The sequence below is a fragment of the Streptomyces sp. NPDC058045 genome, from assembly GCF_042885635.1.
GTDB lineage: Bacteria > Actinomycetota > Actinomycetes > Streptomycetales > Streptomycetaceae > Streptomyces.
Genome location: NZ_JBHVRR010000008.1, coordinates 29,827 through 55,008, shown reverse-complemented (window position 1 = coordinate 55,008; position 25,182 = coordinate 29,827). Strand labels below are relative to the sequence as shown.

Annotated in this window: 32 protein-coding genes and 1 tRNA gene; 30 read left to right on the top strand and 3 right to left on the bottom strand. The window is 71.4% G+C overall.

What is annotated here, in order from left to right:
• Positions 1–2 precede the first annotated feature (2 nt).
• The 7 genes from ACFVST_RS07560 to glmS all read left to right on the top strand — a co-directional run bounded on the left by ACFVST_RS07560 (position 3) and on the right by glmS (position 8,421).
• Complete coding sequence (locus ACFVST_RS07560; RefSeq protein WP_390147991.1) at positions 3–1,973, top strand: acetyl/propionyl/methylcrotonyl-CoA carboxylase subunit alpha; 1,971 nt, start codon at positions 3–5, stop codon at positions 1,971–1,973.
• The gene (locus ACFVST_RS07555; RefSeq protein ID WP_390147841.1) at positions 1,970–2,947 is read left to right on the top strand and encodes a hydroxymethylglutaryl-CoA lyase; all 978 of its coding nucleotides are present in this window, start codon (positions 1,970–1,972) and stop codon (positions 2,945–2,947) included. Before ACFVST_RS07560 ends, ACFVST_RS07555 begins: the two co-directional genes overlap by 4 nt.
• 2 nt (positions 2,948–2,949) lie before the next feature.
• Complete coding sequence (locus ACFVST_RS07550) at positions 2,950–4,110, top strand: acyl-CoA dehydrogenase family protein (protein ID WP_390147989.1); 1,161 nt, start codon at positions 2,950–2,952, stop codon at positions 4,108–4,110.
• 118 nt (positions 4,111–4,228) lie between these two features.
• The gene (locus ACFVST_RS07545; protein ID WP_390147839.1) at positions 4,229–5,269 is read left to right on the top strand and encodes an ABC transporter substrate-binding protein; all 1,041 of its coding nucleotides are present in this window, start codon (positions 4,229–4,231) and stop codon (positions 5,267–5,269) included.
• A gap of 71 nt (positions 5,270–5,340) precedes the next feature.
• The gene (locus ACFVST_RS07540; protein ID WP_390147837.1) at positions 5,341–6,243 is read left to right on the top strand and encodes a DUF4429 domain-containing protein; all 903 of its coding nucleotides are present in this window, start codon (positions 5,341–5,343) and stop codon (positions 6,241–6,243) included.
• 82 nt (positions 6,244–6,325) lie between these two features.
• Positions 6,326–6,583 (top strand): hypothetical protein, encoded by a 258-nt coding sequence (locus ACFVST_RS07535; protein ID WP_390147836.1) that lies wholly within the window; start codon positions 6,326–6,328, stop codon positions 6,581–6,583.
• A 20-nt stretch (positions 6,584–6,603) separates the two neighbouring features.
• Positions 6,604–8,421, top strand: coding sequence for a glutamine--fructose-6-phosphate transaminase (isomerizing) (gene glmS, locus ACFVST_RS07530; RefSeq protein ID WP_390147834.1), 1,818 nt, complete (start codon positions 6,604–6,606; stop codon positions 8,419–8,421).
• Between the two features lie 32 nt (positions 8,422–8,453).
• Here glmS and ACFVST_RS07525 read toward each other — a convergent pair whose 3' ends face one another.
• On the bottom strand, positions 8,454–8,981 hold the full coding sequence (locus ACFVST_RS07525; RefSeq protein ID WP_390147833.1) for a universal stress protein: 528 nt from the start codon (positions 8,979–8,981) through the stop codon (positions 8,454–8,456).
• A gap of 771 nt (positions 8,982–9,752) precedes the next feature.
• On the opposite strand from ACFVST_RS07525, the gene ACFVST_RS07520 reads away from it, so the two are divergent.
• The 4 genes from ACFVST_RS07520 (at position 9,753) to ACFVST_RS07505 (ending at position 13,328) form a co-directional block, all read left to right on the top strand.
• On the top strand, positions 9,753–10,997 hold the full coding sequence (locus ACFVST_RS07520) for a helix-turn-helix domain-containing protein (protein ID WP_390147831.1): 1,245 nt from the start codon (positions 9,753–9,755) through the stop codon (positions 10,995–10,997).
• A gap of 90 nt (positions 10,998–11,087) precedes the next feature.
• Positions 11,088–11,690 (top strand): oligoribonuclease, encoded by a 603-nt coding sequence (gene orn, locus ACFVST_RS07515; protein WP_390147829.1) that lies wholly within the window; start codon positions 11,088–11,090, stop codon positions 11,688–11,690.
• 140 nt (positions 11,691–11,830) lie between these two features.
• Positions 11,831–11,903 (top strand) — tRNA-His (locus ACFVST_RS07510).
• Positions 11,904–12,023: 120 nt separating this feature from the next.
• The gene (locus ACFVST_RS07505; protein WP_390147827.1) at positions 12,024–13,328 is read left to right on the top strand and encodes a tyrosine-type recombinase/integrase; all 1,305 of its coding nucleotides are present in this window, start codon (positions 12,024–12,026) and stop codon (positions 13,326–13,328) included.
• A 4-nt stretch (positions 13,329–13,332) separates the two neighbouring features.
• Here the strand turns inward: ACFVST_RS07505 and ACFVST_RS07500 are convergent, their stop codons facing one another.
• Together ACFVST_RS07500 and ACFVST_RS07495 are read right to left on the bottom strand one after the other, a co-directional pair.
• A complete protein-coding gene (locus ACFVST_RS07500; protein WP_390147826.1) occupies positions 13,333–13,827 on the bottom strand; it encodes a hypothetical protein in 495 nt (164 codons plus the stop codon).
• 169 nt (positions 13,828–13,996) lie between these two features.
• Positions 13,997–14,446: an XRE family transcriptional regulator gene (locus ACFVST_RS07495; protein ID WP_390147824.1), complete on the bottom strand. Its 450-nt coding sequence runs from the start codon at positions 14,444–14,446 to the stop codon at positions 13,997–13,999.
• 228 nt (positions 14,447–14,674) lie between these two features.
• On the opposite strand from ACFVST_RS07495, the gene ACFVST_RS07490 reads away from it, so the two are divergent.
• From ACFVST_RS07490 to ACFVST_RS07400, 19 genes are all read left to right on the top strand, one after another.
• Entirely contained in the window at positions 14,675–15,004 is a 330-nt protein-coding gene (locus ACFVST_RS07490; RefSeq protein WP_390147822.1) for a helix-turn-helix domain-containing protein, read from the top strand.
• Positions 15,001–15,276, top strand: coding sequence for a helix-turn-helix domain-containing protein (locus ACFVST_RS07485; protein ID WP_390147820.1), 276 nt, complete (start codon positions 15,001–15,003; stop codon positions 15,274–15,276). The genes ACFVST_RS07490 and ACFVST_RS07485 overlap by 4 nt, the downstream gene beginning before the upstream one ends.
• A gap of 77 nt (positions 15,277–15,353) precedes the next feature.
• Positions 15,354–15,761 (top strand): hypothetical protein, encoded by a 408-nt coding sequence (locus ACFVST_RS07480; RefSeq protein WP_390147818.1) that lies wholly within the window; start codon positions 15,354–15,356, stop codon positions 15,759–15,761.
• The gene (locus ACFVST_RS07475) at positions 15,761–16,072 is read left to right on the top strand and encodes a hypothetical protein (RefSeq protein WP_390147816.1); all 312 of its coding nucleotides are present in this window, start codon (positions 15,761–15,763) and stop codon (positions 16,070–16,072) included. Before ACFVST_RS07480 ends, ACFVST_RS07475 begins: the two co-directional genes overlap by 1 nt.
• Entirely contained in the window at positions 16,069–16,548 is a 480-nt protein-coding gene (locus ACFVST_RS07470) for a hypothetical protein (RefSeq protein WP_390147814.1), read from the top strand. Before ACFVST_RS07475 ends, ACFVST_RS07470 begins: the two co-directional genes overlap by 4 nt.
• Positions 16,545–17,108 (top strand): hypothetical protein, encoded by a 564-nt coding sequence (locus tag ACFVST_RS07465; protein ID WP_390147812.1) that lies wholly within the window; start codon positions 16,545–16,547, stop codon positions 17,106–17,108. Before ACFVST_RS07470 ends, ACFVST_RS07465 begins: the two co-directional genes overlap by 4 nt.
• Positions 17,105–17,437, top strand: a complete 333-nt coding sequence (locus ACFVST_RS07460) for a hypothetical protein (protein ID WP_390147811.1) — start codon at positions 17,105–17,107, stop codon at positions 17,435–17,437. Before ACFVST_RS07465 ends, ACFVST_RS07460 begins: the two co-directional genes overlap by 4 nt.
• Positions 17,438–17,546: 109 nt before the next feature.
• Positions 17,547–17,924 (top strand): hypothetical protein, encoded by a 378-nt coding sequence (locus tag ACFVST_RS07455; protein WP_390147809.1) that lies wholly within the window; start codon positions 17,547–17,549, stop codon positions 17,922–17,924.
• Positions 17,921–18,160, top strand: coding sequence for a hypothetical protein (locus tag ACFVST_RS07450; protein ID WP_390147807.1), 240 nt, complete (start codon positions 17,921–17,923; stop codon positions 18,158–18,160). Before ACFVST_RS07455 ends, ACFVST_RS07450 begins: the two co-directional genes overlap by 4 nt.
• A gap of 74 nt (positions 18,161–18,234) precedes the next feature.
• Positions 18,235–19,017 carry a PD-(D/E)XK nuclease family protein gene (locus ACFVST_RS07445; RefSeq protein ID WP_390147805.1) on the top strand — a complete coding sequence of 261 codons (783 nt, stop codon included), beginning with the start codon at positions 18,235–18,237 and terminating at the stop codon, positions 19,015–19,017.
• Between the two features lie 89 nt (positions 19,018–19,106).
• Positions 19,107–19,682, top strand: coding sequence for a hypothetical protein (locus tag ACFVST_RS07440; protein ID WP_390147804.1), 576 nt, complete (start codon positions 19,107–19,109; stop codon positions 19,680–19,682).
• Positions 19,683–19,757: 75 nt separating this feature from the next.
• On the top strand, positions 19,758–19,991 hold the full coding sequence (locus tag ACFVST_RS07435) for a hypothetical protein (RefSeq protein ID WP_390147802.1): 234 nt from the start codon (positions 19,758–19,760) through the stop codon (positions 19,989–19,991).
• 98 nt (positions 19,992–20,089) lie between these two features.
• Positions 20,090–22,564 carry a phage/plasmid primase, P4 family gene (locus ACFVST_RS07430; RefSeq protein WP_390147801.1) on the top strand — a complete coding sequence of 825 codons (2,475 nt, stop codon included), beginning with the start codon at positions 20,090–20,092 and terminating at the stop codon, positions 22,562–22,564.
• 289 nt (positions 22,565–22,853) lie between these two features.
• Complete coding sequence (locus tag ACFVST_RS07425; RefSeq protein WP_390147799.1) at positions 22,854–23,210, top strand: hypothetical protein; 357 nt, start codon at positions 22,854–22,856, stop codon at positions 23,208–23,210.
• Complete coding sequence (locus tag ACFVST_RS07420; RefSeq protein ID WP_390147798.1) at positions 23,207–23,680, top strand: hypothetical protein; 474 nt, start codon at positions 23,207–23,209, stop codon at positions 23,678–23,680. Before ACFVST_RS07425 ends, ACFVST_RS07420 begins: the two co-directional genes overlap by 4 nt.
• The gene (locus ACFVST_RS07415) at positions 23,677–23,961 is read left to right on the top strand and encodes a hypothetical protein (RefSeq protein WP_390147796.1); all 285 of its coding nucleotides are present in this window, start codon (positions 23,677–23,679) and stop codon (positions 23,959–23,961) included. The genes ACFVST_RS07420 and ACFVST_RS07415 overlap by 4 nt, the downstream gene beginning before the upstream one ends.
• Positions 23,958–24,164 (top strand): hypothetical protein, encoded by a 207-nt coding sequence (locus ACFVST_RS07410; protein ID WP_390147795.1) that lies wholly within the window; start codon positions 23,958–23,960, stop codon positions 24,162–24,164. The genes ACFVST_RS07415 and ACFVST_RS07410 overlap by 4 nt, the downstream gene beginning before the upstream one ends.
• Positions 24,161–24,325, top strand: coding sequence for a hypothetical protein (locus ACFVST_RS07405; RefSeq protein WP_390147793.1), 165 nt, complete (start codon positions 24,161–24,163; stop codon positions 24,323–24,325). Before ACFVST_RS07410 ends, ACFVST_RS07405 begins: the two co-directional genes overlap by 4 nt.
• Before the next feature lie 9 nt (positions 24,326–24,334).
• Positions 24,335–25,180, top strand: a complete 846-nt coding sequence (locus tag ACFVST_RS07400) for a hypothetical protein (RefSeq protein WP_390147791.1) — start codon at positions 24,335–24,337, stop codon at positions 25,178–25,180.
• Positions 25,181–25,182 lie beyond the last annotated feature (2 nt).

Sequence of the window (25,182 nt, the reverse complement as noted above, 5' to 3'; positions counted from 1 at the left end):
TGATGTTCGACACGGTACTGGTGGCCAACCGCGGGGAGATCGCGGTCCGCGTCATCCGCACACTGCGCGCCCTCGGCATCCGCTCGGTGGCCGTCTTCAGCGACGCCGACGCCGGCGCCCGGCATGTACGGGAGGCGGACACCGCGGTACGGCTCGGCCCCGCCCCGGCCGCGGAGAGCTATCTCTCGGCCGAGCGGCTGCTGGCGGCCGCGGCCCGCTCCGGCGCCCGCGCGGTGCACCCGGGATACGGATTCCTCGCCGAGAACGCGGAGTTCGCCCGCGCCTGCGCCGAGGCGGGCCTCGCCTTCATCGGGCCGCCCGCCGAGGCCATCGCGCTGATGGGCGACAAGATCCGCGCCAAGGAGACGGTGCGCGCGGCCGGGGTGCCGGTCGTGCCGGGCTCCTCGGGCAGCGGCCTCAGCGACGCCCAACTCGCCGCCGCGGCACGGGAGATCGGGATGCCGGTGCTGCTGAAGCCGTCCGCGGGCGGCGGCGGCAAGGGGATGCGGCTGGTACGCGACGAGGCCCTGCTCGCCGAGGAGATCGCCGCCGCCCGGCGGGAGGCCCGCGGCTCCTTCGGGGACGACACCCTGCTGGTGGAGCGGTGGATCGACCGGCCCCGGCACATCGAGATCCAGGTCCTCGCGGACGGGCACGGGCAGGTGGTGCACCTCGGGGAGCGCGAGTGCTCGCTCCAGCGGCGGCACCAGAAGATCGTCGAGGAGGCGCCCAGTGTGCTGCTCGACGAGGCGACCCGGGCCGCGATGGGCGAGGCCGCGGTGCAGGCCGCCCGCTCCTGCGGGTACCGGGGCGCGGGCACCGTCGAGTTCATCGTGCCGGGCGGCGACCCCACCGCGTACTACTTCATGGAGATGAACACCCGGCTCCAGGTGGAGCACCCGGTGACCGAACTCGTCACCGGGATCGACCTGGTGGAGTGGCAGGTGCGGGTGGCGGCCGGGGAGCGGCTGCCGTACGCGCAGGGCGAGATCGCGCTCACGGGACACGCGGTGGAGGCGCGGATCTGCGCCGAGGACCCGGCGCGCGGCTTCCTGCCGTCCGGCGGCACGGTGCTGGCGCTGGCCGAGGCCGCGGGCGAGGGGGTGCGCACCGACTCGGGCCTCAGCGAGGGCACCGAGGTCGGCAGCCTCTACGACCCGATGCTGGCGAAGGTCATCGCGCACGGCCCGGACCGGGCGACGGCACTGCGCCGGCTGCGCGCGGCACTGGCCGGCACGGTCACCCTGGGCGTGCCCACCAACGCCGGTTTCCTGCGCCGGCTGCTGGCCCATCCGGCCGTGCGGACAGGCGAGTTGGACACCGGCCTGGTGGAGCGGGAGACCGCGGGCCTGATCCCGGACGGGGTCCCGGAGGAGGTGTACGCGGCGGCGGCCGCGGTACGCCGCGCGGCCCTCGATCCGGCGGGCGGCGGCTGGCGCGACCCGTTCGGCGAGCCGAGCGGCTGGCGGCTGGGCGGCGAGCCGTCGACTCCCGCCTTCTGGCTACGAGTTCCGGGCACCGACCCGGTACACCGCACCGCCCCCGCCGGTGCCGAGGTCACCGCGGACCGGGTCGCCCTCACCCTGGACGGCGTACGGCACTCCTTCGTACGGGCCGGGGAGTGGCTGGGGCGGGACGGGGACGCCTGGCATGTGCAGGATCACGATCCGGTGGCGGCGGCGCTGACCGGGGCCGCCCGTGCCGGGGCCGACTCGCTGACCGCGCCGATGCCGGGCACCGTGACCGTGGTGAAGGCCGCGGTGGGCGACGAGGTGGCCGCGGGCCAGAGCCTGTTGGTGGTGGAGGCGATGAAGATGGAGCACGTCGTCTCCGCCCCGCACGCCGGCACCGTCACCGAACTGGACGTCACCCCGGGCGCCACCGTCGCCATGGACCAGATGCTGGCGGTGATCGTGCCGCACGGCGAGGAGCCGCCGGCGCAGGAGCAGAGCACACCGGAGGTGGGCGTATGACTGCCGCAGGACTGCCGATGACGGTGCCCGAGCCGGGGCTGCCGGCCCGGGTGCGGATCCACGAGGTGGGCGCCCGGGACGGCTTGCAGAACGAGCAGCGGGCGGTGCCCACCGAGGTCAAGGCCGAGTTCGTCCGCCAACTGGTCGGCGCGGGCCTCACCACCGTCGAGGCGACCAGCTTCGTACACCCCGAGTGGGTGCCCCAACTCGCCGACGCGGAACGGCTGTTCCCCCTGGTGCGGGACCTGGACGCGGAACTGCCGGTGCTGGTGCCCAACGCGCACGGCCTGGACCGCGCCCTGGCCCTCGGCGCGGACCGGGTCGCCGTCTTCGCCAGCGCCACCGAGTCCTTCGCCAAGGCCAACCTCAACCGCACGGTGGACGAGACGCTGGCGGTGCTGGCCCCGGTGGTGGCCCGCGCCCGCGAGGAGGGCGCCCATGTCCGCGGCTATCTGTCGATGTGCTTCGGCGACCCGTGGGAGGGCCCGGTGCCCGCGGAGCAGGTGGTGCGGGTGTGCCGGGCGCTGATCGACATGGGCTGCGAGGAGCTGAGCCTCGGCGACACCGTCGGCGTGGCCACCGCCGGCCAGGTCACCGATCTGCTGACCCGGCTCAACACCGCGGGCGTACCCACCGGTGTCCTCGGTGTGCACTTCCACGACACCTACGGCCAGGCCCTCGCCAACACCCTGACCGCGCTCCGGCACGGCGTCACCACCGTCGACGCCTCCGCGGGCGGCCTCGGCGGCTGCCCGTTCGCCCGGAGCGCCACCGGGAACCTCGCCACCGAGGACCTGGTGTGGATGCTGCGCGGCCTCGGTGTCGACACCGGGGTCGACCTGGACCTCCTGACCGCGACCAGCGTCTGGATGGCCGAGCAACTGGGGCGGCCCAGCCCGTCCCGTACCGTCCGCGCCCTGACCGGGGGCGCCGCGGACCAGTCCGCCCACACACCCAAGGAGCGCACCGCATGACCATCGACCACCGGCTCTCCCCGGAGCACGAGGAACTGCGGCGCACCGTCGAGGAGTTCGCCCACGACGTGGTCGCGCCCAAGATCGGGGACCTCTACGAGCGGCACGAGTTCCCGTACGAGATCGTGCGGGAGATGGGCCGGATGGGCCTCTTCGGGCTGCCGTTCCCCGAGGAGTACGGCGGGATGGGCGGCGACTACCTGGCGCTGGGGATCGCCCTGGAGGAGCTGGCGCGGGTCGACTCCTCGGTGGCGATCACCCTGGAGGCCGGGGTGTCGCTGGGCGCCATGCCGATCCATCTCTTCGGCACCGAGGAGCAGAAGCGGCAGTGGCTGCCGCGGTTCTGCTCCGGTGAACTGCTGGGCGCCTTCGGCCTGACCGAGCCGGACGGCGGCTCCGACGCGGGCGGCACCCGCACCACGGCCCGCCTGGACGAGGCCACCGGCGAGTGGGTCGTCAACGGCGCCAAGTGCTTCATCACCAACTCCGGCACCGACATCACCGGCCTGGTCACCGTCACCGCGGTCACCGGCCGCAAGCCCGACGGGCGGCCGCGGATCTCCGCCATCATCGTGCCCTCCGGCACCCCCGGCTTCACGGTGGCCGCCCCGTACTCGAAGGTCGGCTGGAACTCCTCGGACACCCGGGAGCTGTCCTTCTCCGACGTACGGGTACCGGCGGCGAACCTGCTGGGCGAGGAGGGCCGCGGCTACGCGCAGTTCCTGCGCATCCTGGACGAGGGGCGGATCGCCATCGCCGCCCTCGCCACCGGGCTGGCGCAGGGCTGCGTGGACGAGTCGGTGAAGTACGCCGGCGAGCGGAAGGCCTTCGGGAAGCCCATCGGCGACTACCAGGCCGTGCAGTTCAAGATCGCCGACATGGAGATGAAGGCGCACACCGCCCGGCTGGCCTGGCGGGACGCGGCGTCCCGGCTGGTGCGCGGCGAGCCGTTCAAGAAGGAGGCGGCCATCGCGAAGCTGTACTCCTCGACGGTGGCCGTGGACAACGCCCGGGAGGCCACCCAGGTGCACGGCGGATACGGCTTCATGAACGAGTACCCGGTGGCCCGGATGTGGCGGGACGCCAAGATCCTGGAGATCGGCGAGGGCACCAGCGAGGTCCAACGGATGCTGATCGCCCGCGAGTTGGGCCTGAACGCCTAGGCCGCGGGGGGCGGCATTCCGGGAGGACGGGGTCAACTCCGGATGTCAACTTAGGTTAGGTTAACCTAAATGGAATCCGAGGCCCCGTCCTCCGCCGCCGTACGAAAGCAGCCCCGCCATGCCCCGCAGCACCCGTGCCCCCGCCCCCACCCGCCGCGGCCTGCTCGCCGCCGGCGGCGCCCTCGGACTGGCCGCCGCGCTCGCCGCCTGCGGTGACGACAAGGGCGGCGGCTCGGACGGCGGCGGGAAGTCCGGCCCCTGGACCTTCAAGGACGACCGCGGCAAGACCGCCCGGACCGACCGGGTCCCGGCGAACGTGGTCGCCTTCACCGGTGTGGCCGCCGCACTCCACGACTACGGCGTCCAGGTCAAAGGCGTCTTCGGCCCGACGAGGACCAAGTCCGGCAAGCCCGATGTGCAGGCCGGCGACCTGGACATCGACACGGTCGAGATCCTCGGCAACGAGTGGGGCCAGTTCAACATCGAGAAGTACGCCGCCCTCTCCCCCGATCTGCTGGTCTCCACCATGTTCGACGACGCGGGCACCCTCTGGTACGTGCCGGAGGAGTCCAAGGACAAGATCCTCCGCCTCGCCCCGTCCGTCGGCGTCAGCGTCTACGACCGGCAGATGACCGGGCCGCTGCGACGCCTGCTGGAACTGGCCGGTTCCCTCGGCGCCGACGTCAGGGCCGAGCGGGTCACCCGCGCCAAGAAGCGCTTCGAAGACGCCGCCGCGCGCCTGCGCAGGGCCACCAGATCCAACCCGGGCATCCGCGTCCTCGTCGGCTCCGCCAGCCAGGACATCTTCTACGTCTCCGGCACCGACCTCTCCGCCGACCTGGAGTACTTCACGTCCCTCGGCGTCCACTTCGTCGAGCCCCCGGCGAAGGCGAAGAAGGAGAGCGGCGGCTGGTTCGAGAACCTGAGCTGGGAGAACGTCGACACCTACCCAGCCGACCTGATCATGCTGGACAACCGCACCTCCGCCCTCCAGCCCGCCGACTTCGAGAACTCCAAGCCGACCTGGCAGAAGCTGCCCGCGGTCAAGGCCGGCCAGGTCATCTCCCGCGTCACCGAGCCCGTGTACTCCTACGGCAAGTGCGCGCCCATACTGGAAGACCTCGCCGCGGCGATCGAGAAGGCCCGCAAGGTCGCCTGAGACCCGGCCCAAGATCCCCCAACTCCCCCTGGAATCGGCTTCCTCGGCCCGCGGATGCCAGAATCCGTTGCATGGTGGAGATCGTGCAGCGTGACGGGGTGTGGGGATTCGACGGGGCCGCGCTGCGGCTGGTGCCGGGGCGGGAACGCGGAGTGGGCGTACTGCGCCGGGAGTTGGGGGAACGGGTGGTGCCGCTGGCGGCGCTGGCCGGGATCTCCTTCGAACCGGGCCGCAAATCGGGCCGGCTGCGGCTGAAGCTGCGCAACGGCGCCGACCCGCTGCTCCAGGTGACCGGCGGACGGCTGGACACGGCGTCCGACCCATACCAACTGACCGTGGAACCGGACCGCTTCGGGGTGGCCGAGTACCTGGTGGACGAGGTGCGGGGCGCGCTGCTGCTGGAGGAGATGCCGGTGGACGAGCCCTGTGTGCGCTATCTGCTGCCCTCGCCCGCGGTACCGCTGTCGGCGACCGCGGGCGACGGCACCGTCTCCTTCGACGGGAACCGGGTACGCCTGGAGTGGAGCTGGAAGGCACCGGAGGCGAAGGCCACCAGCGGCCCCCGGGTGCTGGAACTGGCCTCGCTGGAGTCGGTCGAGTGGCAGCCCGCACAGGGCCTGGAGAACGGCTTTCTGCGCTTCACGGTACGCGGGGCGCCGCCCGGCGCTTCCGCGAAGCACGACCCCTTCGCGGTGGAGCTGTGGGGCTTCAAGAAGGACCCCCTGATGGCCCTGGTGGCGGCCGCCGTCCAGTACCGCCTGCCCCACCCCGCGACCGCCCCCGCGGCCAGCGTCCCCGTCCCCCCGGCACCCCCCGCCCCCGCCGAACTGCCGCCCGCCGAGGAGGAGTCGGACACCGGCGACCACGATGTACTGCTGCGCCGGCTGCGGGAGCTGGGCGAGCTGCACCGCTCCGGGGTGCTCACCGAGGAGGAGTTCAGCACGGCGAAGCAGGCGGTGCTGCGGAAGATGTGACCCTCCCCGCAGGGGACGGCGCACCTGCCCGATATCGGGCAGGATTCTTGCACAAGGAGGCGGTTTACCCCAGGATCGTCGGGTGCACGACGACCTGCTCGACCATCTGACCCGCAGCACGCCGCTCAGCCGCGGCGAGGCACTGCGGGTGGTCCAGGACGTCCTCGCCTACTTCGACCAGACGACGGAGGAGTTCGTCCGCCGCCGTCACCGCGAGCTCCAGAGTCAGGGCCTGGTGAACGCGGAGATCTTCGACCAGATCACGGCGGAGCTGAAGTACCGCGCGGTCGCACCGCCCGAGCTGAGTCTCAGGCAGTTGCGCCGCATCGTCTACGGCTGACCGACCAGGGAGAACCACATATGTGCGGAATCGTCGGCTACATCGGCAGGCGCGACGTGGCGCCGCTGCTGCTCGAAGGCCTGCAGCGGCTGGAGTACCGCGGCTACGACTCGGCGGGCGTGGTCGTCACCGGCGCCAAGTCCCCCGGCCTGAAGATGATCAAGGCGAAGGGCCGGGTACGCGACCTCCAGGCGCGCATCCCCAAGCGGTTCGCCGGCACCACCGGCATCGCCCACACCCGCTGGGCCACCCACGGCGCCCCCTCCGACGTGAACGCCCACCCGCACCTGGACGCCGAGGGCAAGGTCGCCGTCGTCCACAACGGCATCATCGACAACGCGGCCGACCTGCGGGCCAAACTCGCCGCGGACGGCGTGGAGTTCCTCTCCGAGACCGACACCGAGGTACTGACCCATCTCATCGCCCGCCAGTCCGACGACACCCTGGAGGAGCGGGTCCGCGGCGCCCTCCGGCTGATCGAGGGCACCTACGGCGTCGCGGTGCTGCACGCCGACTTCCCCGACCGGATCGTGGTGGCCCGCAACGGCTCCCCCGTCGTCCTCGGCATCGGCGAGAAAGAGATGTTCGTCGCCTCCGACGTCGCCGCCCTGGTCACCCACACCCGGCAGATCGTCACCCTCGACGACGGCGAGATGGCCACCCTCACCGCGGACGACTTCCGCACCTACACCACCGAGGGAACCCGCACCACCGCCTCCCCGACGACCGTGGAGTGGGAGGCCGAGTCGTACGACATGGGCGGCCACGACACGTATATGCACAAGGAGATCTGCGAGCAGGCGGACGCCGTGGACCGGGTGCTGCGGGGGCGGATCGACGACCGGTTCTCGACCGTGCACCTGGGCGGGCTGAACCTGGACGCGCGGGAGGCGCGGGCGGTGCGCCGGGTGAAGATCCTCGGCTGCGGCACCTCGTACCACGCGGGCCTCATCGGGGCGCAGATGATCGAGGAGCTGGCCCGGATCCCCGCCGACGCCGAACCGGCCTCCGAATTCCGCTACCGCGACCCGGTGGTGGACCCGGACACCCTCTACATCGCCGTCTCCCAGTCCGGTGAGACCTACGACGTACTGGCCGCCGTACAGGAGTTGAAGCGCAAGGGCGCCCGGGTGCTGGGTGTGGTGAACGTGGTCGGCTCGGCCATCGCGCGGGAGGCGGACGGCGGGGTGTATGTGCACGCCGGGCCCGAGGTGTGCGTGGTGTCGACCAAGTGCTTCACCAACACCACGGTGGCGTTCGCCCTGTTGGCACTGCATCTGGGCCGCACCCGGGACCTGTCGGTGGCGCACGGCCGCCGGATCATTGAGGGGCTGCGGCGGCTGCCCGGCCAGATCGCGGAGATCCTGGAGACCGAGGCGGAGATCAAGAAGCTGGCCGAGGAGTACGCGGACGCCCGCTCGATGATGTTCATCGGCCGGGTGCGGGGCTACCCGGTGGCACGGGAGGCCTCGCTGAAGCTCAAGGAGGTCTCGTACATCCACGCGGAGGCCTATCCCGCCTCGGAGTTGAAGCACGGCCCGCTGGCGCTGATCGAGCCGGCGCTGCCCACGGTGGCGATCGTCCCCGACGACGACCTGCTGGAGAAGAACCGGGCCGCGCTGGAGGAGATCAAGGCCCGCAGCGGCCGGATCCTCGCGGTGGCCCACCAAGACCAGCCGAAGGCGGACCGCACCATCCTGGTCCCCAGGAACGAGGCCGAGCTGGACCCGATCCTGATGGGCATCCCGCTGCAACTCTTCGCCTACCACACGGCGTTGGCGATGGGCCGGGACATCGACAAGCCGCGGAACCTGGCCAAGTCGGTGACGGTGGAGTAGCCCCGCCCGCGATCCGTACGCCGGCCGCCCCGTCAGGGAACGACGATGACGGGGCGGCGGGCGCGGCGGGCGAGCCGGCCCGCGACCGTACCGAACACCCGGCCCACCAGGCCGTGGGTGGAGCCCACCACGATGGCGTCGGCCTCGTACTCGCAGCCGACCTCCTCCAGCTCGTGGCAGATGTCCCCGCCGCGCTCCACCAGGATCCACGGCACCTCGGACAGGTAGTCCGCGCAGGCGAGTTCGAGCCCCAGGACCTCGGTGCGGTGGTCGGGGACGTCGACGAAGACGGGGGGCTCACAGCCGGCCCAGACGGTGGTCGGCAGCCGGTTGGCGACATGCACGATGATCAGGCCCGAACCGGAACGGTGGGCCATGCCGATCGCATAGGCGAGAGCGCGCTCACTGGAGGTGGAACCGTCGAAGCCGACGACCACACCGTGCTGGAACGCGGGATCGCAGGAATGGCGCGCCTCCGCCTCCGCCAGGGGGTCGCCCGCTGTCGGGTCGGCGACCTGCCGCTTGCGGTCCGCGGGTTCGGGGTATTCGTGACCGGCCATCGGTGTCTCGGCGAAAGGAGTCCTCTTGAGAGGGGCGGCTGTCGGGATACGTCTGTCGGTGGGCGGGGACCGGGCGGAGGGGCCCGGCGGGGCGGTGCGGTGGGGAGTTGACGGCGGACGCCGCTGACCGGCGCGGAACGACCCGCACCGGAGCCCTGTCCGGGAATCATCTTTCCAACCGCCTACCCCAAGGGTACGGCGACACTCCTCCTCTGCCCAGCGCGCGCCCTGCCTACTCCTCAGCCCGGACCGCGCTCACCGGAGAATGCACGAGGCGCCGCCCCGAAGGCAACGCTGGCTGGCCACTACACCCGGTTCCCGCCGTACCAGACGGCGCCACCGGCGGTGAACCGTCGTACATGCGCCACCCCGTGACTGGTTCTGCCTCTCCGAACCACTGGTTTTCGGCCAACTTCACGTTTCCCCCCCAGGCCCGTGGCCGACCACCTGAATCCCCCTGCCGACCTGCGTGGAATGGGTGCCGGACGGCGCCCGCACCCTACGCGGACCGGCCACGCGCGTAGGGCGCCCTTCCCACTGAGCGCGCAAGCTGCCACGCTTCGTGATCGAATGCTTTACGCCAAGTGGCCATTGCCCGCATGGCGCGGTGCGGCCTACTGGTCCCGCCGGCACCGCGGGACCCAGTAAATTCGATCATGACTGTGTTACGGCGGGGGACTCAGCAGGACCGAGGGGAAACGTGCAGGAGCGACAGACCCAGCAGACCCACAGGGTAAGGGGCGCCGCGACCACCGAGGGGGGCTTAGAGGCATGAGCCACGACTCCGCTGCCGCACCCGAAGCCACGGCAGCAAGGAAACTCACCGGGCGGCGCCGCCGGGAGATCGTCGCCGTGCTGCTGTTCAGCGGCGGTCCCATCTTCGAGAGTTCCATACCGCTGTCCGTCTTCGGAATCGACCGACAGGACGCGGGAGTTCCGCGCTACCGGCTGCTGGTCTGCGCCGGTGAGGAAGGCCCGCTGCGGACCACCGGCGGCCTCGAACTCACCGCGCCCCACGGCCTGGAGACCATAGCCAGGGCCGGCACCGTGGTGGTCCCCGCCTGGCGGTCCATCACCGCGCCGCCCCCCGAGGAGGCGCTGGACGCACTGCGCCGCGCCCACGAGGAGGGCGCCCGCATCGTCGGCCTCTGCACCGGCGCGTTCGTACTGGCCGCCGCCGGACTGCTGGACGCCCGGCCGGCCACCACCCACTGGATGTACGCACCGACCCTGGCCAAGCGCTATCCGTCGGTCCATGTCGACCCGCGTGAACTCTTCGTCGACGACGGGGACGTACTCACCTCCGCGGGCACCGCGGCCGGAATCGACCTGTGCCTGCACATCGTCCGCACCGACCACGGCAACGAGGCCGCCGGCGCACTCGCCCGCCGCCTCGTCGTCCCACCGCGGCGCAGCGGCGGCCAGGAACGGTACCTGGACCGCTCACTGCCCGAGGAGATCGGCGCCGACCCGCTCGCCGAAGTCGTCGCCTGGGCGCTGGAGCATCTGCACGAGCAGTTCGACGTGGAGACGCTCGCCGCCCGCGCCTATATGAGCCGGCGCACCTTCGACCGCCGGTTCCGCTCCCTCACCGGCAGCGCGCCGCTCCAGTGGCTGATCACCCAACGGGTGCTCCAGGCACAGCGGTTGCTGGAGACCTCCGACTACTCGGTGGACGAGGTGGCGGGCCGCTGCGGCTTCCGCTCACCGGTCGCGCTGCGCGGCCACTTCCGGCGTCAGCTCGGCTCCTCCCCCGCCGCCTACCGGGCCGCCTACCGCGCCCGGCGCCCCGGCACCGAGAAGGCCGAGCACCCGGACCAGGAGCCCGCCGCCGCACCCGCGGCCCAGGGCACCGAACCGGCACTGCCCGCACAGGCCCGCCGGTCCCCGGCCGCCGTCGGCGCGGACGCCCCGCGCCCCGGCACCGAGGGCTTCGTACCCGCCGGACGCCCCGGGCTGCCCGGCCAGCGGACCGACCTGGACCGGCCGGCCCCGAACCGGATCGGCCTGAGCTGAGACACGGTCCGGGACCTGCCCTGGTCCCGGGCCCCCGGCCCGGATCCACCCGGGTCCTGCCGTGCGGCGGCGGGCCGTAGGGTGGCAACCATGAACGATCGCATGGTGTGGATCGACTGCGAGATGACCGGCCTCTCGCTGGCGAACGACGCGCTCATCGAAGTGGCCGCACTGGTCACCGACTCGGAGCTGAACGTACTCGGCGAAGGCGTGGACATCGTGATCCGCCCGCCGGACGAAGCCCTGGTGACCATGCCGGAGGTGGTGCGCCAGATGCACACCTCCTCCGGCCTCCTGGAGGAACTGCCCGGCGGCACCACCCTCGCCGACGCCGAACAGCAGGTCCTCGCGTATGTACGGGAACACGTCAAGGAGCCCGGCAAGGCCCCGCTCTGCGGCAACTCCGTCGGCACCGACCGCGGCTTCCTGCTGCGGGACATGCCGGACCTGGAGGGCTACCTGCACTACCGCATCGTGGACGTCTCCTCGGTGAAGGAACTGGCCCGCCGCTGGTACCCGCGCGCCTACTTCAACAGCCCCGAGAAGAACGGCAACCACCGGGCGCTGGCCGACATCCGCGAGTCCATCGCCGAGCTGCGCTACTACCGGGAAGCGGTCTTCGTCCCCCAGCCCGGACCCGACTCGGACACCGCCAGGTCCATCGCCGCCAAGCACGTCCTCCCGGCGAGCTGACCCGCGGCCCTCCCCCGGCCCACCGGGTCGCGGGAGGGCCCTCACCCCGCTCCCGGGCACCGCACGAAAAACGGTGCGCGAGCACCCTCCAGGACCCTGTACACTTTTTCTCGGCCGGTCGGAGAGATCCACCGGACATGGTGGGTGTAGCTCAGCTGGTAGAGCACCTGGTTGTGGTCCAGGAAGTCGCGGGTTCAAGTCCCGTCACTCACCCTCGGTGATCAAGGGCTGACCTGTGAAAACTGGTCAGCCCTTGATCATGCCCAGACTCGTGGGAACATCACGGGAACAACAACACCCCACAGACACCCCATTCGGCCGTACCGTCACCCCATGGCGAGCATCGTTGAACGCCCGAAGAAGTCGGGCGAGATCACGTATCAGGTGAAGTGGCGGCAGGACGGCGCCTGGCAGACCGAGAACTTCGGCGGCGAAGCTGGCGATGACCAGGCCGCCCAGTTCCGGGCGCTGGTCGAGGCGCACGGAAACCAGTGGCCGCATGGCTGGACCAAAGGTATCGGGTTCGTTGAGCCCGAGCAGCACCCCCACGACCGAGCCCTAGGCGAGTACGCCCATTCCTACGCGGACGGGCTCAACACAGTCGACGGCCGGACCAGGCACGACTACAAGCGGGACATCGAGCGGCACTTCCTCGGCGCGCCCTACACCGGCCCGGACGGGCACGCGGTCCGCCTCGGCGGGCTGGTGCACACCGCGCCCGACGGCACCGAGCACCCGCCCACGGTCTGCAACATCACGCAGGCCGACGTGAACGAGTGGGTCCGCCGGCAGCGCCACACCGTCACTGCACCTGACGATCCGGAACAGATACTCCGGACGAAGGCTTCCCCCAAGAGCATCGCCAACCGGCACGGCCTGCTGTACATGATCTTCCAGTCCGCCGTGGAGGCCGAACCCCCGCTGCGCGAGACGAACCCGTGCAAGAAGACAGGGCTACCCAGGCAGGACGAGGGTACCGACGAGGAAATGGTGTTCCTGGAACACGAGGAGTACGCGCGGATCAGTGCCGAGATCCGCGCCTTCGACCCGGCCGCCGCAGACCTAGCCGACTTCCTCGTCGGCACTGGAATGCGATGGGGCGAAGCCACCGCACTCCAGACCCGGGACATCAACTGGACCACCGGCAAGGTCAACGTCCAGCGGGCGTGGAAGCGGCAGGACGACGGCTCCTTCCAGCTCGGGCCGCCCAAGACGAAGCGGGCTCGGCGCCTCGTAAAGCTGACCGCCGATCAACTCGACATGCTGCGCCGCCATGTGGCCGGCCGCGGCCCCGAAGGCTGGATCTTCCGCGGCGGACAGGGCAAGGCTTGGCGGCACTCTAACTTCTACAACCGCAAGTGGGCCCGGGGCCTGGACGAGGCGATCAAGAAGGGTCTCGGGAAGCGTCCGCGGATCCACGACCTGCGGCACACCCATGTGGCGTGGCTCATCGAGCAGAACATCAGCCCGGCGGCGATACAGGCGAGACTCGGCCACGAGTCGATCACAACGACGATCGACCGGTATGGGCACCTGCTGAACAACCTCGATGACGAGATCAGTTCCGCAGTCGCCAACGCGATGCGCGTAGTGACGCCTGCACCGCGCGAGGGGCTGCGGCCGCTCCGCTCCGCCTGATCAGTTACCGGACTCCAGTCCTGGGGCGGGCCGCGCCCCAGGACTGGACCCACTGCCCACTGCCGACAATGGCTAGAAGGTAGGTGCGCAGTTCGTCAAAGCACTGCTGCGTCATAGCTCCGGTGCGGACGAGCCAAACGAAGCGCCCTGGCCGTTCGTCGGGCATGATCGCTGCGCCGTCGGGCAGCTCGGGCCGAAACTCCATGTCGAACACGGCGGCGAGCTCGGGTGCGGTCGCGTGCTCTCGGGTGAGGGCCGGCGGAGGGCTTCCCCAGTTCTGGGTCCAGCGGCCGCCGCCGACTATCGCGCGGAGGTGGTTCACCATCTCGTCGAGGCACTGCTGCGTCATGGCGCCCATGGCGACGAGGAACACGAACTTGCCTGCTTGCTCGGCGGGGACGATGGCTCTGGCGCCGGGCAGGTGGGGTACGAACCCCATGTTGAACTCTGCGCGCGGGCGCGCGGTCGGATGCGCCTGTGCGCCGCGGTCGTCTGCCATCTTGTAGTCCCCCTTGCAATGGCACCTCGCATCACTCACTCATACGTTCGAATGAACGAGTGACACAATTTGACACGCCCCCCAGGCGGATCACCGACTGTGCCACATCGATCAGAGTGCGACCAGAGGGAATCAAGATGTGACTGTTAGTAGTATCTTTGGCCGGAACCTAGGATTCCTCATCCGGGCCGGTCGGCCGGTCACTGAGCAGGATCTCCGCCAACTGGTCGAGCTTGGCGAACTCGGCGTCGGTCATCTCGTGGATCCGCGCGAGGAACACGCGCCGCTTGCGGTCATCGCTCCACCGCTCGGCCACGTACCCGAAGAACTGCGCGCCGGCGGCCTGCTGCACGGCCAGAAACGGCACCCGGAGCGCGGCGGCGAGCGCGCGTAGCTGGCTCTCGGACGGAGCCTTGGCCTTGCGCCCCTTCGCCAGGGACTCCAATGAACTGTGCGGCCACACCGAGCCGTCGTCCGGCCGGTCCGGGTCGACCGCCGCCTTAGCCACAGCCCGGAGCGAGAGTCCAAGCTCTTCCATGCGGTTGCGTACCAATTCGGACAGGTCTGCCCGGGTGGGCTCTCCCCCCGAGCGGTCCTGTGCCGTGCCCTCGGCTGTCATGTCCCTCGTCTCCGCGTAGGGCCCAAGCTGCACTTACTGCCCACGTGGCCTCTATCTCGTAACTGGCATATGCCCTGGTAGCCGCCTCACATGAGGCGCCTATCTGGGCACAGTGTCCAGGTCTCTGGCCACGGACGCCACCCCACTCCCCGACCTTGACCGAATGCAGACCCGGCGCGGCGGTGTCCAAGGATCTGGACACCGCGCCCAGGTTCTGCCATGCTTCCGGTGTCCAGAAATCTGGACATCCTGTCCAAGGGAGGCCGAGCTGTGGACGAACCCCGCTTCGAGCTGGTCCGCCCGAACGTGATGCGCATCCTCATGGAGCGCACCGGCGACGGCGCCAGCATCAGCGGGCGTGAACTCGCCGCGGCGGTCGGCGTTCCGAACAGCACCATCGACGCACTGCTGAACGGCCAGACCCGGTCACAGCCCGCGTCCGTGGCACGCAAGATCTGCCAGCGAATCGGCGTCGACGAGCTGTGCCTGTGGGCGCCGCGGGGCCGCGCTGTCCCTGGCCCAGCCCCGCGTCGGATAGACGAACTGGCGTCGGCATGACCGCCCGCTACACGTATCCCGAGGCCGCGAACGAACTACGCGTCACCGAGGACTGGTTGCGCCGCCACATCAAGCAGCTGCCGCACAGCAAGAAGGGCCGCACCGTCACATTCACCGACGACGACCTGGACCGCATCGACACGCTGCACCACCACGAGCCGACCACGGGCCCGCTCTCTGCGGTCCCGACAGCACCTGTCGGCGTGAACCCGATGGCGCACCTGCGCCCCCTGCCGCCGCGCGGGCTCACCGCCCGCCGCGCGGCGTCCTGAAAAACGCCGAAGGGCCGCTCCGCTTGCAGGCCCGAGCGACCCCCGACCGGCGACCCCACCTAACGAAAGAGGTCACCGTGACCACGCAGAGTACCGAACCCGAGCAGTCCACCGCCGACAATCCGCAGCGCGGCAGCTACATGGCCGCGCTGTCCCTGGCCGAGCAGATCATCAGCGAGACGCACACGCTGCCCACCGTGTTCGAGGTCGCGGCGCCGCCATGGGCGGCTACGGAACCCGTGCTGCGCTTCAACTTTCACATGGACGTCCCGGGCCTGCGCCGGTTCCGCGACGAGCAGCACCTGACCGAGACGTCCGAGACCCGCAAGGACGGCTCCACGTACATCGAGGCCACCGGCCACGTCTACGACGTGCGAGTAGTCGCGTGGACGCTCACCGACCCCGCCCCGGGCCTGCCCGTCCCGCTCGCCGAGTCGCCCGCCGCCCAGCCGCCGACCGCCGCCGACGCCGAGGCGGTGACCTGATGCACGCCTACGACTTCTGGACGACCACTGGCACCGTCGACTCGGGGACGTACCCCATCGCCTCGCTGACGTTGCAGCCGAGCGAGAAGGCGACCGCCAACCAGATGCAGATGATGTTCCCCTCCGCGATGACGGTCGAGGAGCGGCTCGCCGTCGCCGACCGCGTCCTGGCCGGCGTGCAGCAGTGGCGCGACGGCATCGCCGAGGCCGCCACCCGGCGGCGCACGGTCGAAACCGAACTCGCCGAGGCCCACGCCAAGATCGCCCGCCTCGAAGCGGAGCCCGGGGACGGGGACGGGGGCGAGTCGTGACCTCACGCGCCCTCACCTCCGCGGCCGGAGTCATCCGAGCAGCCATCGCCCAGGGCCACGACCCCGCTGGGATCGCGGACGCCCTCGACTCCGCCGGACTGCTCAACTCCCCCGAGCTGGCGCAGCAGCTCGCCGAGAGCCGGTCCGTTGTTGAGGACCCCATCGCCTACGTCCTCACGCCCAAGGCGGCCGGTGCCGCGATGGCGCACCCGAGTGGGAAGGACACCCGCGGCGGATCGCCGCAACAGGGCGAGTCCACCCACCGGCACCCGCGCCCGTGCGAGTTCCCGACCGTGCTGCCATGCCGGTGCCCGGCCGCGCTGCCCGAGACGTCGGTCGTCCGAGCCCGCCGCCGCGCCCGGATCGCCGCGTTCTTCACCGGCGCCCGCGACGGGCACACCAAGGGGCACCTGGTGCGCCGCGAGCAGACCAGCCACCGCTTCTACACCCTCAACTCCCGCGGGGGTGACGCATGAAGTGCCTGGAGCCGTACCCCGACGGCACCTACCAGGAGTGCCAACTGGACCTGGGCCACGCCGGGGACCACGTCTACCTCGACATCCGGTGGCCACGGCCCGTTCCGGCCGAGCCGGACCCGGCGGTGGAGGCACTGATCGTCCAGGCCGCTGCCGGCACCTACGGCCTGGACGAGCGGGCGTACCCCGTCGTCGTGGAGGAGACCGTCCTCCGCGTCATCTGGGTCACCGCCGGGGACGAGGACGCGGCGATCACCTACTACGGGGACGACTACACCGACGTACCGCTCCAGAACGCCCATGTCCTCGACGGCACGCTGGAGTTCCGCCGCCCCGACCTGTTCGAGCGCCAGTACGCCGTCAACGCGGAAGGCCACGGGCGCCGATCCGGGCCGGAGACCGCGTGCCCCGACTGCGGCCACACCGCGTTCCACCGCGCCTGGTTCCACGACCCGTACCGCAAGTGCCACGGCCCCATCGTCTGGCGCCCCACGCTGAACGGCCGCCGCGCGTACCGCGAACACCACGCCACCCCCGTCCACCAGGGGGTGGCCGCGTGAGCACCGACCTGACGCCCGAGCGGGAACAGGAGATCCGGGAGCGGATGCAGCGTTTCGACGCATTCATTGACCAGCAGGCGGCACAGGCTGGCGTCACATCAGCACCGGGGAAGCTGGTCTTCGCCAACGGCTACCTGCAAGGGCAAGTAACCGAGTTGCAGGCCCGCATCGCCGAGTTGGAGCAGCGGGCCGCTGCCGACACGGCGCTGCGGGACGCGGCCGACCGCATCGAGCGGCGGGCCCAGCACCTCGGCGGGGAGTGGCTGCGCGCTGACCAGATCGTCACCTACCTGCGCCGCCGGGCCGACACCGAGGCAGGTGGCTCGTGATGTGGCACTGGACTCTCGCCCTCATCGCGTGGGCGGTATTCCCGACCCTCGCCGCCGTCATGCTCATCGCCGCCTGCGCGGTCGAAGACGCACGGAAGGGGCGCCGCCGGTGAGCGCCGAGATCGAGCACGGCACCCTGCGCGGCTGGCGCCAGCACAACCGGCGCAAGGACCCGCCGTGCGAGCCGTGCCTGGAAGCGAAGCGGGCCGACAACGCAGCCCAGCACCCCGCCACCTCCGGTCAGCAGGCGTGGAACAAGGGGCGCGTCGGGGCTGCTGTCGCGGCCTCGACCGTGCCGGTGATCGAACGGTGCACGGTCGACGGCTGCGGGGCGCCGGCCACCACCCCGCGCCCGGACGGCATGGTCCGCGTCCACGCCCACGGGTCGACCGAGCCCGCCCGCTGGTACTGCCCCGGCCGGTGCCGCGCCATCGGCCAGGCCCTCGCCGAACTCCGCACCATCACCAGGAAGGCGGTGGTCGCGTGAGCGACTACGACGAGCTGACCAACGCCGACGTCATGAGCGCCGACGAGACCGCCGAGTACGCCCTGGACGCCGCCGATGAGGCGCGCTGGGCCGCAGAGGACGCCGCCGCGCAGGCCGCCGAGCCATACGACGACGGCGACGACGGCGAGTGCCACGGCGAGTTCATCGACGGCACGTGGACCGACTGCGACTGCCCCGAGTGCGAGCACCACGCCGCCGAGCTCGACGACCAGTAGCCCCCGACCGGCCGGGCCCGCGGTCCCGTTCCCCGCGGGCCCGGCCACCCCCACCCAACGAGAAGGGAGACGCGATGTTCGCCCAGCCCACAACCGCCGGGAAGCCGACCGCCCACCCCACCCCCGGCGACGTGATCGCGCAGCAGATCCGCAGGCTCATCATCGACTCGGCGAACAACGCGCCCCGCTCCCAACAACGCCGCATCGGCCCGTCCGAAGTCGGCAACCCGTGCGACCGCGCCCTCGCCTACAAGTCCATGGACTGGCCCACCGCGCCGGGCGCCGACCGCGAGCCCTGGGCCAGCGTCCAGGGCACCGCCATCTACACGTGGATGGCCGAGCTGTTCGAGCAGCGCGACCCCAAGGGCGAGCGGTACCTGGTGGAGCGCCGCGTCACCGTTCACCAGGGCCACACCGAAGACGCCACCATCGCCGGATCCGCCGACCTGTACGACCGGCTCACCGGCACGGTCTACGACTGGAAGGCGACGTCACCCGACTCGCTCGCCAAGTACCGACGGAACGGGCCCGGCGACCAGTACCGCATCCAAGCCAACCTCTACGGCCTCGGCATGGAAAACGCAGGCGAGACACCCCGCCGGGTGGCCATCGTGTTCCTGCCCCGCCAGTACCGCCTCGAGCCCTACGTGTGGGTGGACGAGTACCGACGCGACGTCGCCCTCGCCGCCATCGCCCGCCTCCAGGCAATCCGCGAACGGCTCCTCGCCCTGGACCCCGAGGCCAACCCCGCCCAGTGGGCCGCATTCCCCACCAGCCCCGACGCGAAGTGCTTCTTCTGCGACTGGCACCAGCGCGGCAGCACCGACCTCAGCCGCGGCTGCCCCGGCCACACCTGATCTCCCCGCCCCACAACTCCGGGCGGGGCCACACCGCACAACCCCCGAGCGGCATCCGCCGGCCGGGACAAGCACCAAAGGAGAACGCAATGTTCAACCAGCCCGACACCTCGTTCGGCGGCTTCTTCAAGCCCGCCGAGCACAACGGCCACCTGGTCCTCATCACCAAGGTCCGCGACATCAGCAAGCGGTTCGACACGCTGCGGAACGAGGAGATCGACCAGGCCGAGGTCGACATCGTCGACCTCGACGGCGACGGCCAGCTCGCCGAGGGCGTGGCTGTCACCCACAAGGCGATCGTGTCCCGGTTCAGCGTCGGCCAGACGATGATCCTGGGCCGCATCGGGCAGGTCGCCACCAAGTCCGGGTTCCAGGCGTGGGCGCTGCTCCCCTTCGCCGAGGGCACCGACGACATCAAGGCGCAGGCGTGGGTGACCGCGAACCAGCCGACGTTCAGCCAGGCCGCCCCCGCGCCCGCCGCCGCGGTGCCGCCCGGCGTGAACCCGACCACCGGCGAGATCACCACCCCGCCGCCCGCCACCGTCCCACCCGCGGGCCTCACCCCGCAGCAGTACGCCGCCGCGCAGCAGACCCCGGCCACCGCCGCCCTCGCCCAGCAAGCCGCGCAGATCCCCCAGCAGCAGGGCCAGGAACCCCCCTTCTGACCCGCGCCCGAAGCACCGGCCGCCGCCGCGATGACACGGCCCGGCGGCGGCCGGACCAACCCAACGGAGCCACGCATGAGCACCCAGATCACCGACACCGCCGCGAACCACGTCCTGATCCACACCGGACACGGCGGCTACCCCGCCGGCTCGTTCACGACCGCGCTGCTCCGCGCGTGGGAACAGGCCGACTACGCCAACGCTGCGCGCCTCGCCGCCGGTTGGCCCGACTACGCGGCGGCATTCGAGCTGCTCGCCGAGCACGGCGGCGTCGACCGCCTGAAGGCCATCGCCAGAGGCGCCGCCTGACCGTCCGCCGCCGGGCTCCCCGTCCCGGCGGCCGGGCCGTACTCGCCCCCCACACTCCTCCATCACACCCCGAGCAACACCGCTGAGGAGCACCAGCCTTGAGCAGCACGCACCCGCAGGACACGCTCACAGCCGCGCACGCTTGGCGCGCGGCTGGCGCGAGCGTCGTCCCCGCCGCCGCCAACGGCACCAAGGCCCCCCTCGGGCAGTGGAAGCCGTACATGCGGCAGGCCGCCGACGAGCAGCAGCTCACCGCGTGGTTCTCCAACGGGCACCCCGGACTCGGCATCATCCTCGGCGCCGTCTCCGGCAACCTGGAGATGCTGGAGTTCGAGGGCCGCGCCGTCGCCGAGGCCGTCCACACCGAGTTCGGGGAGATCGCCGAGGCGTCCGGGCTCGGCAAGGTGTGGTCCGCCATCAAAACCGGGTACTGCGAGCGCACCCCGTCCGGCGGCTACCACCTCATCTACCGCGTCACCGACGGCCCCGTCCTCGGCAACACGAAGTTGGCCCGCCGCCCGGCCACCGAGGCCGAGCTGCAAGCCGCGCCCGGCGCCCGCGTCCAGGTCCTCATCGAGACCCGCGGCGAAGGCGGGTTCGTCGTCACCGCCCCCAGCCACGGCCCCGTCCACGACACCGGCCGCCCCTGGGAGCTGCTCGCCGGCGGCCCGGAGTCCATCGCCACCGTCTCGGGCGACGAACGGGACGCCCTCTTCCAGATCGCCCGGATGCTCGACACCACCCAGCACACCGAGACACCTGCCCCGGCCGCCACCGACCCGGCGTCCGCGTTCCTGCACGGCAGCGGCCCGGCCCCGGCCGCCGACGGCTCCATATCCCCCCTGGACGACTACGAACAGCGCACCACCTGGGCCGACATCCTCAAGCCCCGCGGCTGGCGCCTACTCCTCACCCGCGGCAGCACGTCGTACTGGCAGCGCCCCGGGAAGACCGGTCCCGGAGTCTCCGCCACCACCGGCCACGCCACCGACCGCGACCGCCTCTACGTCTTCACCACCAGCACAGAGTTCGAACCCGAACGCCCCTACACCAAGCCCGGCGCCTACGCCCTCCTCGAACACGACGGCGACCACTCCGCCGCCGCCCGCGCCCTCCGCGCCCGCGGCTACGGCCAACGCCCCCAACCCCGGCACCTGGCCGTCGTCCCCACCCCGGCCGCACCCGTCGACGGAGCCGCCGCACTCCAGGTCAACGAACCCGCGGCCGCGGCCGGACCGGGCACGTACTCCCGCACCGACGACGGCAACGCCCTGCGCCTGGTCGACCAGCACGCCGACACGATCCGCTACTGCCCCCAACGCGGCTGGCTCACCTGGGACGGCCACCGCTGGGCATGGGACGAACGCGGCCACGTCGCCGAGCTGGCCCGCGACATCGCCCGCTCCCTGCCCGAAGGCGACGGCCAACAGCAGCACAAGCAGCGGTCCCTGTCCGCCCGCGGCCTCGACTCCATGGTCAAAGTCGCCCGCACCGACCCGCGCATCGTCGCCCCCCTCGCCACCCTCGACGCCAACCCGTGGCAACTCAACACCCCGGACGGCGTGGTCGACCTGCGAACCGGCCAGCTCACCGCCCCCGACCCGGCCTCCCTGCACACCCGCACCACCACCGTCGCCCCCGACCCCGAACGCCCCGCAGAACGCTTCCGCTCCTTCCTGGAGGACACGTTCGGCGGCGACGCCGACCTCATCACCTACGTCCAGCGCCTCCTCGGCGTATCCCTCATCGGCACCGTCACCGAACAGCTCCTCCCCTTCGCATTCGGCGACGGCGCCAACGGCAAGAGCACGCTGGCCGACACCGTCATGCGCTTGGTCGGCATCGGGGAGACCGGCTACAGCATCAGCGCCCCGTCGGAAATGCTCCTCGCGTCCTCGGCGTCCAACCACCCCACCGAGATCGCCAGGTTGGCCGGCGCCCGCTTCGTCGTCGCCTCAGAGCTGGACGACGGCCAGCGGTTCGCCGAGGCCCGGATCAAGATGCTCACCGGCCGCGACATCATCACCGGCCGCTTCATGCGCCAGGACTTCTTCTCCTTCACCCCCACCCACACCCTGTGGCTCCTCGGCAACCACCGACCGCAGGTGCGCACGGGCGGCCCCGCATTCTGGCGCCGCCTGCGCCTGGTCCCCTTCCTCAACACCGTGCCCGAGCACCTGCGGGACACCAGCCTCGAAGAGCACCTGGTCGACCAGGAGGGCCCGGCGATCCTCGCGTGGCTCATCCGCGGCGCCGCCGACTACGCCCGCCACGGGCTCATCACCCCGGCCGCCGTCCAGACCGCCACCGAGGAGTACCAGGGCGAACAGGACACCGTCGGCCGGTTCGTCGACGACATGTGCACCATCGGCATCCCCGGCACCCCCGGTATGCAGACCCCCTCCAAGGTCCTACGCGCCACCTACGAGCGGTGGTGCGAGAAGGAAGACGAGGAACCCGTCTCGGCCAAGAAGCTCGCCGGGCAGATGAAGAAGCACGGCGTCCAGATCGGCCGGACCAAAGACCTCCGCTTCTACGACGGCGTCGCTCTGCGTACCGGAGGTGCCCGGTGAACCCGTCACCCCCCTACCAACCCGTCACCCCGATGTGTCACCCCGCCAGGCGCCTCGGGCACCCCTACAGGACCCGCCCGGCGGTACCAGGTGACGCATCGGGCCGCATGGGTGACGCATTGGGTGACGCATCGCACCCCGCATCACCGCAGGTGGTGACGCTTGTGACGCTTGTGACGCTTAGTTTCCCGTTCCCTTCTATCCCGTGCGCGCGCACGCGCACGGGCCGTCATCCCGAACTTGGCGTCACAAGCGTCACCCGTCACCCCAAGCGTCACCGGGGCACCCGATGACCGCCCGCCCGAAGGCGACGCTCCGTGACCGGCTACAGGCCAAGATCGACGCCCGCGTAGAGACCGCCCGCCTCACCCCCTGCCCCCGCTGCGGCGCCGACACCATCACCGCCCGCACCCCCGACCGCGTCGCCGCCCTCGACGTCCGCGCGGACCCCACCCCGCTCGACCCCGTCGCCGAGATCCTCGCCCGCCTCGACGGCCGCCTCACCTGGTGCCTCACCTCCGGCGAACACACCACCGCCCGCATCCACTGGCGCAGCACCGAGCACATCCGCGCCGGCCACTGCACCCACACCGTCATCGCCGACCACCGCTGCCCACCCCGACCCGTACAGGAGACCCTGCTGTGAGCCGATCCAAAGCCAAGGGCACCGCCGCCGAGACCGCCGTGGTCCGCTACCTCCGCGACGCCGGGTTCGCCCAGGCCGAGCGCCGCACCCTCAACGGCACCCACGACCGCGGTGACATCGCCGGCATCCCCGGCGTCGTCATCGAGGTCAAGAACTGCGCCCGCCAGGAACTCCCCGCGTGGGTCGCCGAGGCCGAGCTGGAGCGCGACAACGACCACGCCTCCCTCGGCGTCGTCTGGCACAAGCGCCGCGGCACCACCGACCCCGGCCGCTGGTTCGTCACCATGTCCGGCCAGCAGTTCGCCGCGCTCCTCCGCGAACAGCAGGGCCTCGACCATCTGGCACAGGACCCGGAGGGGCAGCGGTGCCTGTCCGTGGACGGCGGCATCTTCCGTTGTGCCAAGCCCGTTGGGCACCTCAGCGACCACGGAGTGGGGCACATGGTCTGGCCCGAGGGTGGCGCGGCATGACCGAGATGACAGACACCGACCTGGACCAGCTGATCAAGGCCATCGGGCTCAAGCGTCCGCGCGGAGGAAGCAAGCGCAAGCCGATCGCGCACGGCACCTTCCGGGGTGCTCGGCAACATCGGTACAGGAAGGAACCCCTGTGCGAACCCTGCCGCTTGGCCGAAAACGCCTATCACAACGAACGGAACGCCAGCCGGCCGCGCAAGAAGGCGATCTCGAAACCCAAGACGTACGTCACTGAAGAGGAGTGGCAGGCGCGCCGGAACGGCGGCCCTCGATGAGCGAGCAGCCCGCCTGCATCACCGGCATCCGCCCCGGCATCACCGCCCGCGGCCTCGACCGCAGCCAACTCCCCGTCGCCGACTGGCTCTGCCACTGCGGCACCCACGAACGCGCCACCGGCCACCGCGCCGTCCAGCAGCTCCTCGCCCGCGCCCGCACCGGCCACTGCCCCCACACCGTCGGCCTCGGGGCCGCGGCGTGATCCCCGACGCCATCGCCGCCGTCATCGCCGCCGTCCGCGACGAGCACCCGGCCGCCTCGTCCGAGAGGCTCGGCCGCCTGGTCGTCGCCGAACTCCGCGCCCTCGGCTGGCACATCGCAGCACCCCGCATCCACACCCCGCAGATCCACAACGCCGCGTAGGAGCACCCCATGAGCCACACCCGCACCTTCACCCGCGAACAACTCGACGCCTGGGGCCTCCCCGACGACCTCCCCACCGAGGAGCACGCGGCCAAGTTCCCCGAGGCCCCCGTCGAGCTGCACCGCGAGCAGGTCGAGACCCGCCGGTGGGTGGCCGTCCAGGAACTCGTCTTCCGGGCCCCAGACGACGGCAAGGCGTACCGCGTGCACTTCGAGGAGGGCCTCACCGAGATGCAAGAGGGCACCGACCCGTGGGACTACGCGGGCACGGTCGACGCGGTTGAGGTCGAGCGGCGGCCACGGACCATCATGGAGTGGCAGCCCGTCGGCGACCAGCCCGCCGCCGAGTGGCCCGGCGATCAGCAACGCCACACCGCCAGCAGCATCAACGACGCCCAACTCGACGGCCTGTACGCCGAACGGGACACCCTGCTGACTGAACTCGCCGGCCGTGACGACGAAGCGCGTGAGCGCTGGATCCGGCGCCAACTGGATGAGACCGGTCTGAAGGCGATGGACTTCCGCAACGGGATGGCCATGGAGCTGGAGCCCGCACGCGAGCTGGTCGCGCACTGGGTGGGCGCCGCCCGCGCCATGCTCGGCGATGCGCCGAACTACACCGAGACGCCCGTCGAGATGGAGGTGAAGGTCGGCGAGTCGCCCGAGCGGTTCGCGTTCGTCCTTCAGCGCGTCGCACCCGGTGCCCTCACCCCGCACCAGGCGCGGCAGCGGGCCGAGGCTGCCATCGAGCGGGTGCGCACCCTGGCCGCCACCTGGCAGGCATCCGTGCGCCCCGGCGAACCGCACTCGGCAGCGGTGGCCGTCCTCGCCGCGCTCGACACCACCGAGGAGTAGCG